Source organism: Klebsiella sp. CN_Kp100, assembly GCF_040065315.1.
Taxonomy (GTDB): Bacteria; Pseudomonadota; Gammaproteobacteria; order Enterobacterales; family Enterobacteriaceae; genus Klebsiella; species Klebsiella oxytoca.
Genome location: NZ_JBEAIJ010000032.1, coordinates 1 through 11619 on the forward strand (window position 1 = coordinate 1; position 11619 = coordinate 11619).

General features: G+C 56.9%; 10 protein-coding genes, 1 tRNA gene and 1 other RNA gene. 6 read left to right on the top strand and 6 right to left on the bottom strand.

What is annotated here, in order from left to right:
* Window positions 1-37 precede the first annotated feature (37 nt).
* From ABLV12_RS10805 to ABLV12_RS10825, 5 genes are all read right to left on the bottom strand, one after another.
* Window positions 38-169, bottom strand: a non-coding RNA gene (locus ABLV12_RS10805) — RtT sRNA.
* A gap of 33 nt (window positions 170-202) precedes the next feature.
* Window positions 203-279: transfer RNA gene (locus ABLV12_RS10810), tRNA-Pro, on the bottom strand.
* An 89-nt stretch (window positions 280-368) separates the two neighbouring features.
* The gene (eptB, locus tag ABLV12_RS10815) at window positions 369-2057 is read right to left on the bottom strand and encodes a kdo(2)-lipid A phosphoethanolamine 7''-transferase (protein WP_004116305.1); all 1689 of its coding nucleotides are present in this window, start codon (window positions 2055-2057) and stop codon (window positions 369-371) included.
* A 241-nt stretch (window positions 2058-2298) separates the two neighbouring features.
* On the bottom strand, window positions 2299-3501 hold the full coding sequence (locus ABLV12_RS10820) for an MFS transporter (protein WP_004116308.1): 1203 nt from the start codon (window positions 3499-3501) through the stop codon (window positions 2299-2301).
* 239 nt (window positions 3502-3740) lie between these two features.
* Window positions 3741-4385: a hypothetical protein gene (locus ABLV12_RS10825; RefSeq protein WP_004116310.1), complete on the bottom strand. Its 645-nt coding sequence runs from the start codon at window positions 4383-4385 to the stop codon at window positions 3741-3743.
* Between the two features lie 159 nt (window positions 4386-4544).
* Between ABLV12_RS10825 and tag the strand changes: the two genes are divergently transcribed.
* Together tag and ABLV12_RS10835 are read left to right on the top strand one after the other, a co-directional pair.
* The gene (gene tag, locus ABLV12_RS10830) at window positions 4545-5126 is read left to right on the top strand and encodes a DNA-3-methyladenine glycosylase I (RefSeq protein WP_004106751.1); all 582 of its coding nucleotides are present in this window, start codon (window positions 4545-4547) and stop codon (window positions 5124-5126) included.
* The gene (locus ABLV12_RS10835; RefSeq protein WP_004106753.1) at window positions 5104-5550 is read left to right on the top strand and encodes an N-acetyltransferase; all 447 of its coding nucleotides are present in this window, start codon (window positions 5104-5106) and stop codon (window positions 5548-5550) included. Before tag ends, ABLV12_RS10835 begins: the two co-directional genes overlap by 23 nt.
* Here the strand turns inward: ABLV12_RS10835 and ABLV12_RS10840 are convergent.
* Complete coding sequence (locus tag ABLV12_RS10840; protein WP_200784386.1) at window positions 5513-7843, bottom strand: molybdopterin guanine dinucleotide-containing S/N-oxide reductase; 2331 nt, start codon at window positions 7841-7843, stop codon at window positions 5513-5515. The two genes, ABLV12_RS10835 and ABLV12_RS10840, sit on opposite strands and share 38 nt — an antisense overlap.
* Before the next feature lie 167 nt (window positions 7844-8010).
* On the opposite strand from ABLV12_RS10840, the gene ABLV12_RS10845 reads away from it, so the two are divergent.
* From ABLV12_RS10845 to ABLV12_RS10860, 4 genes are all read left to right on the top strand, one after another.
* Complete coding sequence (locus tag ABLV12_RS10845; RefSeq protein WP_004106757.1) at window positions 8011-8673, top strand: OmpA family lipoprotein; 663 nt, start codon at window positions 8011-8013, stop codon at window positions 8671-8673.
* 94 nt (window positions 8674-8767) lie between these two features.
* Window positions 8768-9784 (top strand): LacI family DNA-binding transcriptional regulator, encoded by a 1017-nt coding sequence (locus ABLV12_RS10850; RefSeq protein WP_004106759.1) that lies wholly within the window; start codon window positions 8768-8770, stop codon window positions 9782-9784.
* 108 nt (window positions 9785-9892) lie between these two features.
* Window positions 9893-10642, top strand: a complete 750-nt coding sequence (locus ABLV12_RS10855) for a sugar phosphate isomerase/epimerase (protein WP_016807725.1) — start codon at window positions 9893-9895, stop codon at window positions 10640-10642.
* A gap of 3 nt (window positions 10643-10645) precedes the next feature.
* Window positions 10646-11584, top strand: coding sequence for a sugar kinase (locus ABLV12_RS10860; RefSeq protein ID WP_348867035.1), 939 nt, complete (start codon window positions 10646-10648; stop codon window positions 11582-11584).
* Window positions 11585-11619: the final 35 nt, after the last annotated feature.

An 11619-nucleotide genomic window follows, 5' to 3' on the forward strand; every position in this document is an offset into this window, starting at 1 on the left:
TGCAAAAAAGCCTGCTCGTTGAGCAGGCTTTTGAATTTGGTCGGTGATAGAGGATAACTCGCCACTACGTGGCTCGCCCTACGGGCCGTTGCTGACGCAACGTTCTCTCGCTCCGCTCGAGTCGAACCTCTTCCCCCGGAGGTTCTCATCCTCACAAACTACAGATGCAAAAAAGCCTGCTCGTTGAGCAGGCTTTTGAATTTGGTCGGTGATAGAGGATTCGAACCTCCGACCCCTTCGTCCCGAACGAAGTGCGCTACCAGGCTGCGCCAATCACCGAATGCGGGCGCATCTTACTGCTGCGATACACACCCGTCAATGCCTTATTATGAAAAAGTCGCTCAAGCGGCGAGAAACTCGCCACTCCGCTACGGCTTTTTCGCCGCAGCGTCAGGAACGTGGCACCAGTTGTTATATTGGTTAATCCCGCCATCCGGCGAAGTATAGCCAAGACAGCCCATAATGGTGTCATACAGCTCTACGTGGCGGCGCGGCACCTTCATGGCTGCCTGCTGCTTCAGGCGAGCAAAAGAGGCGGCATGATCGGGAGACGCCAAATACTTATCCGACATCCATACCATCATCGGCACGCGGAACTGCTCCGGCGGCGCCATCTTGCGAGGCGTACCGTGCAGGTGCTCGCGCTCATTAATGGACTCGCCGTGGTCGGCGGCATAGAAAACAATCGCTTTCTTATCCCGCAGCTGATCCAGCACGCTGACAATAAAGTGATCGACATAGGTCACGCTGTTATCATACGAGTTAATCAGCTCAGCCTTCGAACACTTATTATCGACGCCAACGCACTCCGGCTGCCACTGCGCAAAACTGCGCGGATAGCGCTGGGTATAGTTAAAGTGCGACCCTTTGGTATGCAGAATAATCAGATGCTTACCATTGGGATTCTTCGCCAGACCGCGCTTCATTTCGTCCACCAGCAGCATATCGTCAACGCTCTTGCCGCGGTTACTCGGCTCCGCGCCAATCTGCTCGCGATAGGCGATATTGTTCGCCATCGTGTTGCTGTAGAACCACATCTCGCTCTGCATGGCATACAGGTCGCCGGTAAAGCCAAGCTGATGCAGAACGGCAAAAACGTTCTGCTCTTTCAGCGTCCGCTGCGGATTATCATCCGCCCCGCCCTGACGGACGAACATACAGCGCAGGGACAGCTTAGTCGCGGTATCGCAGGAGTATCCGCGAAAAGCGACCAGGTTTTTCTCCTGCGCCAGCTTAGGCGTGGTATTACGGCTATAGCCCAGAATCCCCATATGATCCCAGCGGGTGGTTTCGCCGATGATAAACACCACGTAGGTATCGTCGAGCCCTTCGGGCGCCACGTAGGTAAATTTTTTCGCCGGATTAATCAGGGATTTAGTATCCGATGACTCATCAACCTGCGCCCACGCGTACAGCCCCAGCGCCGAAAGCCAGTTTGACGGCAGGTAGGAGTTAGCCACTACGCCGCCGTAGCTTGGCAGATCGACCTCTGAGCTCCGCTCGAAGTTCTTCTGACGGACCTCCAGCAAACGGATTGGCCCCCAGACCATCAATCCCGCCAGCAATACGATCGTAATATTCTTCATCCGCTGGCCAGGGGTACGAATTTGCCGCAGCAGCGTGAAGCGGCAGCGGTTGCTCCAGATAAGCAGCAGCGGCAGCGCGCTCATCAGCACCAGCCAGAGGATCAGGTGCCAGCCGATCACCTCTCTGGATAAGTCGATGTCGGTGGTCATCACCGAGGCGATAATCCCGTAGCCGATCACCACGTTCAGGAAGGTCATGTAATAGCTGGCGGCTGCGGAGAATAGAACGACGATAGTCGCGAGGATACGCCAGACCCGGCGTCCGAACAGCGACAAAATACGCAGCAGAAAGAAGGTGACCAGGAAAGTCCCGACCAGTTCCACTGCCCCTGAGAGTCCTTTCCAGATGGTAAATTCCTGAGCGTACCCTTCGAAGCGGCGGAAGAGTACGGCAGCGTTCATAAACCAGCCGATGTACAGCGCCAGCCAGATACTGAGCTTCAGCTGCGTCATCGTTTTAATGTATTTCATGCAAAAAACCTGGAAAACGAAGAGATAAAACCGCCCGACTTAAGCAATATAAGTAAGCAGGTTAATAAAGTGCGTTTAGCTTGGTTATAAGAAACCTCTACAATGCGCGCTAAGTAGACCACAGCGGAAGGGAAAAGTATCAGGAGGGAATGTGATCCAACCAAACATTTACAAAACATTTGGTTGGATTGGCACTATTAGCTTAGGTGATTAATCATCGAGACCACGATAACGCCCGGCTTCAGGCATGCGCTTCGTGATAAATCTCACTTTTCGGCTGGCGGATGGTGGTCGATAGCGCCAGGGAGAGAATCAGCAGCGCAAAGATGACGCAGAAGGTCACGTAGAAACCGCCGAACAGGGACGCAATCAGGGAACCGCAAATGCTGCCGATACCAAAGCCGAGATAAATCACGCCGTAATTTTTCGCCAGGTTATTGAGACCAAAGAATTCGCTGACCAGCGACGGGAAGACGGTAATCGTACCGCCGAAGTTAAAGGCCACGCAGGCAATGGCGGCGAAGAAAGTGGTGGCGTTCAGCGGAGCGAACAGCAGCGCCGCCATACCGATAAGCGAAACAACCTGCCCGATGGTAATCACTCGAATACGGGACATTTTATCAGACAGGATCCCCAGCACCAGGCGACCGCTAAGGTTAGCGATAGAGATCACCGTGACCGCGTTAGCTGCCGTCGCCACATCAAGGTGCACCATCCCCTGGGCAATATCTTTCGCCACGCCAATCACGTACAGGCCGCTCATGCAGGCGGTCAGGAACATTACCGCCAGCATCCAGTACTGTGGTTTACGCATCGATTCGGCAAGGGTGAAGTCGTTTTCGACGACGCCGTTGTTGGCGGTAGCGGTATGGTTCGGTGCGTCTTTCATCAGCGTCGCGCCGAACACAATCATCACCAGCACGATAGCGCCCCAGATAATAAAGGTTTTCTCAAGGCCGACCGTCGCCAGCAGATGGGAATCAATAAATTTAAAGCCCAGGCTGCCAAGCCCATAAGAACCGATGGAAAAGGCGGAGATCAGCCCCTTACGTTCCGGGAACCATTTGACGCAGTTTGACAGCGTGAGCAGATAGCCGGCGCCATCCGCCAGCCCCACCAGCAGGCCCGCGCTCAGCCACAGCATCATCAGGCTGTTTGAATGAGCGGTAAGGAAGAAACCGAGGCCCAGCAGAACGCCTGACGCCATGGTGACGCGTTTGACGCCAAAACGTTCCTGTAATTTACCCGCCACGGATGAGGAGAGCGCCAGACCAAGGCTTAGCAGGCCAAATGAGAATGCCACCTGGCTTACCGGTTCGTTCAGCTTGGCGGAAAGGGAACTATTGAACAAACTCCATGTATAAACCGATCCCAGCGCAAATTGCGTAATGATAGTGCCGAGCAGCGTGAGCCAGCGGGTGTATTGACGGTTTGCAGCGTTCATAGCAGTTGTCCTGAATAATTAACTGCCGCCACCATAACGAAGTCCCCTGTAAGCCTGGGGAAAAAAGGCATGAGCTGCCGCTACTGCGGAATGAAATGCATAAAAGACGGAATGAATGACATTGCAAAACATTCACGCCTTAAATATTTACTGCAAAGTTAGTGTCCACTATCGCTGCAAGATGCGTCACTACTGTAACTGATACGTTAATAAATTAAATAAAACATGATACAAATAAATTAAAAATTGGCGCTCACGCCCATTAAATAGAGATAGTTTTCCCCGGAGGGCACATTATCCGCCTGCGATAGCGCCGCCCAGGCGGCTATATGGGGGTTAAGCGACATATCCGCGCCAAAGGTCACGTCCCGCCAGGCGCCATCCTGCGCGCGATTCGGCCCGCCAGAATCCGTCGTTAATCCCTGGTTATAGCTCACCTGCGCCCACGGATGTACGCCCCATAATTTCTGGTAATCGACCCGCCAGCCCAGCGTATTCACATAGCCGGCTCCGGCGGCATTTCGGCTAAGCAGCGGCGAAGTCAAATCGGTATGTAAACTGGCTACCGGACCGGACGTCATGCCCTCGAGCAGAGAGAAATTCCAGCCGACGCTCATCCCGCGGGCGCTATCTGCCGGGGAGACTGCCTTATTAAATGCCAGTCCTGAAGGATCGTCGGCCGCATTTATCCGCTCCGCGAGAATATCTTCATAGCGCGGTTGGTGATCGCTGTCCCATGTATAGCGTTCCGCTGTATTACTTTTTGTATCGATAGCGATATATTCCTGTTGCCAGGCATTCGCACCGGCAACACACGACGCCCAGACGGATACGCACGCCGGGACCAGGAATCCCCGGAGGCCATTGCATTTCTTTATTATCATTAATGCGACTCCAAAAAGAGCCGAAACGGCAAAGTTGCTGTGTTTTTTTATGGGGTGCCCTATTCCTGCTGTGGGAATAATAACCCTGTATTAACTATTATCTTTATCTTTCAGCCGTCAAGTTGAACGACTGATTTTTATGACAAAAGGGAGAGGCAGATGCAACGTTGCGGATGGGTCAGTCAGGATCCTTTATACATTGAGTATCACGATAGCGAGTGGGGCGTTGCGGAAAAGAATCCCCGTAAACTGTTTGAGATGATTTGCCTTGAGGGCCAGCAGGCCGGACTATCGTGGATCACCGTGCTGAAAAAGCGTGAAAACTACCGCAACGCTTTTCACCAGTTTGACCCGGTTCGCGTCGCCGCTATGGGTGAAGAAGATATTGAACGTCTGCTTCTCGACGCCGGTATTATTCGCCACCGCGGTAAAATCCAGGCCATCATCGGCAACGCTCGCGCCTTCCTGGCAATGGAAGAAAATGGCGAACCTTTCGCAGATTTCGTCTGGTCGTTCGTCGACAATCAACCGCAGGTGACGACCGCCGCCACGCTGGCGGAGATCCCGACAACCACCCCCGCTTCTGACGCGCTATCGAAAGCGCTGAAAAAACGCGGCTTTAAGTTTGTCGGCTCCACTATCTGCTACTCCTTTATGCAGGCCTGCGGTCTGGTCAATGACCACGTCACCGGCTGTTTCTGTCGCACAGGAGGCCAGGATGATTCGCCACTGGGACGCTAGCGAAACCGGCCCGCTGCTTGAGCTGTGGCTGGAAAGTACGATCCACGCGCACCCGTTTATCGCCGAAAGCTACTGGCATGATAGCCTGGCGATAGTGCGCGACGTTTATCTGCCCGCCGCCCAAACCTGGGTATGGGAACAGGATGGCATGCTGAAGGGCTTTATCAGCGTAATGGAATCCCGCTTCATCGGCGCGCTGTTCGTTGCGCCGGACGCCGTCAGACAGGGTATCGGCAGCGCGCTAATCAGCGAAGTCAAAAAACACTACGGCTGGCTCAGCCTCGAGGTATATCAGAAAAACGTTCAGGCGGTAAATTTCTACCATGCGCAAGGCTTCCGCATTGAAGACTGCGCATGGCAGGATGAAACCCAGCATCCAACCTGGATTATGCATTGGTCGGCGGATCAAATGCCGTCAGCGTAAGCTCGGGTCCGGTATATTTTTCCAGCCAGGCCAGCGCCGTATTTCCGGCGCAGCCGTTGCCCAGCCGCGAGGTGGGAATATCTTTGGTGAGCACGTTTACCGCACCATTTTTGCAGATACCCGCCTGAGCGTCGAGATCCGGCCACGCCCCTTCATGCAGGCAGATAACCCCCGGACGGATACCCTCGGTTACCACTGCGCCGGCCAGCACCTGACCGCGTGAATTCCATACCCGCACCAGATCGCCATCGGCAATATTGCGCGCCTGCGCATCCTGCGGATGAAGGGTTAACGGTTCACGGCCCGCCACCGCGTACCGTTCGCGCAGCGACGTCTGGTTGAGCTGGCTATGAAGGCGATGCGCCGGATGCGCGGAAAGCACCTGAAGCTGGCCTGCCTGCGCATTGCCGTGCCACTCGTCCGGCTCCAGCCACATAGGATGCGGCGGGCAATCCGCATAAGCAAACCCGGCGATGGTCGGCGAGTGAATTTCAATTTTTCCGCTGGCGGTTTTCAGCGGATTCGCCAGCGGATCGGCCCTGAAGGCGGCAAAGCGGGCGAAACGCGCGTTTTCAGGATTTTCCGGCATTTCAATCAACTGATTGTCCTGCCAGAACTGGGCGAACGGCGGCAGGGAAACCTGCTGCGCCGCCCCGCGCTGGGCGGCAATCTGGTAAAACGTCTCCAGCCACTGCAGATCGTTTTTACCCTCAGTGAAGCGCTCCCGCCCGCCCGCTTCCCAGCGCTCGCTGAGATCGGCGAAGACCTCGAAATCATCGCGCGCTTCATCGCGCGGCGCGACCACCCGCTTCATCGGCACCAGATGCTGGTTACTGTAATCGCCGGTCATCGTCATATCGTTGCGTTCAAATGAGGTTGTCGCAGGCAGGACGATATCGGCATGGCGCGCCGCCGCGGTCCAGAAACATTCGGAAATCACCACCAGCTCCGGCTTTTGCCAGGCGCGGATCAGGCGATTGGTATCCTGATGATGGGTAAAGTTGGCGCCGCCCGCCCACCAGATAAAGCGGATATCCGGGAAGCGGCGTTCCATACCGTTATGTTGATAAGACGCCCCGGGGTTTTCCAGCGCTTCAACGATGCGCGCGACCGGGATTTTTTCCACTGCATCGGTACCGCCCGCCACGCTGCCCTGCATTGAGGCCAGCACCGCCGCGCGGCGCGTAGGGTTGCCGCCGTTGGCAAAGTGATAGGAGAGGCCAAAGCCTCCGCCCTCGGTGCCAATCTGGCCGAGCATGGCGGCAAGGGTCACCAGCATCCAGTGCTTTTGTTCGCCAAACTGCTGGCGCTGCATTCCCCAGCCGGACATTAACATGGTGGTGTTTTCGTGGAAAAGTTGTGCCAGTTCGCGAATTTTCTCCGCGCTAATGCCGCAGATCGCCGCCGCCCATTCCGCCGTTTTGGCCGTTCCGTCGCTCTCCCCGGTCAGATAGCGGGCGAAAACGTCATAGCCGCTGGTGCAGCGGGCCAAAAACGCCTCATCCTGCCAGCCGTTTTCCACCAGCGTATGGGCGATACCGAGCATCAGCGCCACGTCGGTGCCCATATGCGGGGCGATCCACTCCGCCGCGTCGCCAAAGAATTCCGCCGTTTCCGATCGCATTGGATCGATGCAGATCACCCGCTTCCCGCTCTGACGCAGACGATCGAACCACGGGATGCCCTGTTCATCGGAAGCGTTCCAGGCAATTTTTAGCGTATTTAATGGGTTAGCGCTCCACAGCACCACCACATCGCTATGTTCCAGCACCATTGGCCAGCTGGTCTGCTGCTGATAAACCTCATTACCGCCAACCACGTACGGCATGATCGCCTGCGCCGCGCCGGTGGAATAATCGCCCAGATGCCCGGTATAACCGCCCGCCAGGCTCATATAGCGCTGGAGCAGCGTCGCCGCTTTGTGCAGCACGCCGTTAGAACGCCAGCCGTAGGAACCCGCGAAGATGGCGCTCGGGCCATAGCTGTCGCGAATGCGTCGATGCTGAGCGTGAATCAGATCCAGCGCCTGCTCCCAGCTCACCCGCACAAACTCGTCCTGCCCGCGCACGCCTTGTGGGCTTTCTGGCGAGGCGAGAAATCCCTTACGCACCATCGGGTAACGTACCCGAGTTTTGCTGTGTACCTGATCGCGCACGGCAGTTTGCAGGGAGTTGGCGAAAGGCGTATCAAGCGCTCCGCGCGACGAGATGACGTTTTCACCATCGGTTTCGACCAGTATGGGTCCCCAGTGGGCGGCGGTCAGAATAGTTTTGGTGGCAGATGAAGTTGGCAAAACGGGCTCCTGGTCAGCGATAGCAGGTGTAGTGACGACAAGTTATTCAGCCGTTCAATGTTATTTACAAATTGAGATGCTCTCTGCGGAATTTTCTCCGGCTTCGGGCGTCATAATCAACCGTCACGGTCGCTGTGGCAAAGAATAAAAAGGATTAAGGAATTAAGATGAAAAAACGCGTACTCATGATTGCGGCTATCGTTAGCGGCGCACTGGTCATTTCTGGCTGTACCACCAACCCCTACACTGGCGAACGCGAAGCAGGTAAATCCGGGATCGGCGCGGGCATTGGTTCATTGGTCGGCGCAGGCGTCGGCGTGCTCTCCTCTTCCAAACATGACCGCGGCAAAGGCGCGCTGATTGGCGCAGCGGCCGGTGCAGCGCTGGGCGGCGGCATCGGTTACTACATGGACGTGCAGGAAGCGAAGCTGCGCGACAAAATGCAGGGAACCGGCGTAAGCGTGACGCGCAACGGTGACAATATCGTACTGAATATGCCAAACAATGTGACCTTCGACAGCAGCAGCGCCAATCTCAAACCGGCAGGCGCCAATACCCTGACCGGGGTGGCAATGGTGCTCAAAGAGTATGAGAAAACCGCGGTTAACGTAGTTGGCTATACCGACAGTACCGGTAGCCAGGATCTGAATATGCGTCTTTCTCAGCAGCGCGCGGAGAGCGTCGCCAGCGCGCTTATCACCCAGGGCGTAGCGGCCAGTCGCATCCGCACGACTGGCATGGGTCCGGCGAACCCCATCGCCAGCAACAGCACGGCGGAAGGGAAAGCGCAGAACCGCCGCGTGGAAATTACCCTCAGCCCGCTGCAGTAACCTCCCCCTTTGCCCGGCGAATCGCCGGGCAAAATGCTTGATATAGCGGATTTTCGCGTTAAGGTGTGTGCAGATTTCAGCAAAGGAAGCCACCATGGCGAAAGCGGCGCGAGCAACCATTAGCGATGTGGCGAAAGCCGCAAAGACCGGCAAAACCAGCATTTCACGCTATCTGAACGGCGAGAAGCACCTGCTTTCCGACGATTTGCTGGGACGCATTGAAAAAGCCATTGCCGAGCTCGACTATCGTCCCAGCCTGATGGCCCGCGGCCTGAAGCATGGCCGCACCCGACTGATCGGCCTGATCATCGCCGATATTACCAATCCCTACTCCGTCAACGTGCTCAGCGGTATTGAAGCGGCCTGTCGTGAAAAGGGATTCACCCTACTGGTATGTAATACCAACAACGAGCTGGATCAGGAACTGCACTATCTCGACCTGCTGCGCAGCTACCAGGTCGAGGGGATTGTGGTCAACGCCGTCGGGATGCGCGAGGATGGCCTTAACCGCCTGCAGCAGTCGGCGCTGCCGATGGTGCTTATCGACCGCAAGATTCCGGAATTCGCCTGCGATGTCGTCGGCCTCGATAATACCCAGGCCGCCACCACGGCCACCGAACATCTGGTGGAGAAAGGCTTCGAAGCGCTGTTGTTCCTCAGCGAGCCCCTTGGCTCAGTCAATACCCGTCGCGAGCGCCTGAGCGCGTTTCGCCAGACGCTCCAGCGCCATACCGGCATCGTCGCGGAAAACGCCGAAGTGCCGTTGAACGATGGCGCGATGCTGGATAACGTCCTGCGTCATTTCCACTCCCACCATCGCGGCATGCGTAAGGCGGTAATTTCCGCCAACGGCGCGCTGACGCTGCAGGTGGCACGCTCCCTGAAACGCGTAGGCCTGATTTGGGGCAGCGATATCGGCCTGCTGGGCTTCGATGAACTGGAGTGGGCCGAGCTGGCGGGCGTGGGGATTACTACGCTCAAACAGCCGACCTGGCAGATTGGCTTCGCCGCCGTCGAGCAGGTGGTGCGCCGGATTGAAGGCAGCACCGACCCGGTCTGCGAAAGGGTATTTTCCGGAGAGCTGATCGTCAGAGGCTCAACCTCCCGCTAGCGATCCTTCGTGATGGCGATCATAAATCAGACATGCTGGCCTTTGCTTTGGAACCGATACCATTTAGCGTAATAAGCAACGCATCAGATAATCGTCGGGAGTATTGGGATGGCCAGAAAGATTATTGTCGTTACCGCCGCGTACGGGAATGACCACGTTAAAGCACTGGGCGGGCAGTCCGCCGTCCTGCCGTTTATCGCCGGTTCCGGCGCCGATGGCGTAGAGATCCGCCGCGAACTGTTCACCCCCGATGAACTGTCCCGCCTGGCGGAATTAGCGGCCGACATTGAGCGGCGCGGCCTGCTGGTCTGCTATTCCGCGCCGGAAGCCCTGTTTGCCGCAGACGGCTCGCTCAACCCGCGTCTTAGCGACTTTTTGCAGGAAGCGCAAACGCTCAACGCGCTGTGGCTGAAGCTCTCGCTGGGCCACTTTAGCCACCACGATGACCTCGAAGCTCTGCGCGAAATTCTGCAGGAGAGCGGGATGGCGCTGGTGGTGGAAAACGACCAAACCGACTGCGGCCAGCTGGCGCCGATGCAGCGCTTCAAAGCCGCCTGCCGGGTTAATCAGCTGCCGATCACCCTCACCTTTGATATGGGCAACTGGCTATGGGTCGGCGACTCGCCGGAAGAGGCTGCTCGCCACCTGGCCCCGGCCGTTAGCTATATTCATGTTAAGGCGGCTGAGCCGCACCATTCGCAGTTTCGCGCCGTGCCGCCGGATGAGGCCTCCGCACGCTGGCTGGCGCTGCTCAACAACCTGCCCGCCGATGCCCCGCGGGGGATCGAATTTCCGCTGACTGGCCATGACCTGACGGCCGTGACCCGCCGCTACGTCAAGCTGTTACGTGAGGATTAAGTTATGCAAAAACCATTAGATGTCATCACGATAGGCGAAGCTATGGCGATGTTTGTCGCCACCGAAACCGGCGAGCTGGCCGATGTAGAACACTTTATGAAGCGCGTGGCGGGCGCGGAGCTGAACGTCGCGACCGGGCTGGCCCGCCTCGGCTTAAGCGTCGGCTGGGTAAGCCGCGTTGGCGCGGACAGCTTTGGCCGCTTCGTCCTCAATACGCTGGCGAAGGAGGGGATCGACGCCTGCGGCGTGAGCACCGATAGCCGCTACGCTACCGGCTTTCAGCTGAAATCTAAAGTTGAAAATGGAACCGATCCCATCGTGGAATACTTCCGTAAAGGATCCGCCGCCAGCCATCTTTCGCCAGACGACTTTAACGAATCGTACTTCGCCAGCGCCCGCCACCTGCACTTAAGCGGCGTGGCCGCCGCGCTGTCGGAAAGTTCATACGCCCTGCTGTACCGCGCGGCACGCACCATGAAGGCGCAGGGAAAAACCATTTCGTTCGACCCCAATCTGCGGCCTGTGCTGTGGAAAAGCGAAGCCGAAATGGTGGGGAAGCTTAACCAGCTCGCCTTCCAGGCCGACTGGGTTCTGCCGGGTTTAAAAGAAGGCATGATTCTGACCGGCCAGCAAACGCCGGAAGCTATTGCGGACTTTTATCTCCGCCACGGTGTTCGCGCGGTCATCATTAAAACCGGAACCGATGGCGCCTGGTATAAAACCGCCGACGGCGAACAGGGGGCCGTCGCGGCAATAAAAGTGGATAACGTCGTCGATACCGTCGGCGCGGGCGATGGTTTTGCCGTCGGGGTCATCAGCGCCCTGTTGGAAGGAAAACCGCTGCAGCAGGCGGTAAAACGTGGAAATAAAATTGGCTCCCTGGCCATACAGGTTCAGGGCGATAGCGAAGGCTTACCCACGCGCGAGGCGCTGGACGAGTAAACAGATTCAGCACAACGTCAGGCCGTTCTGTACCC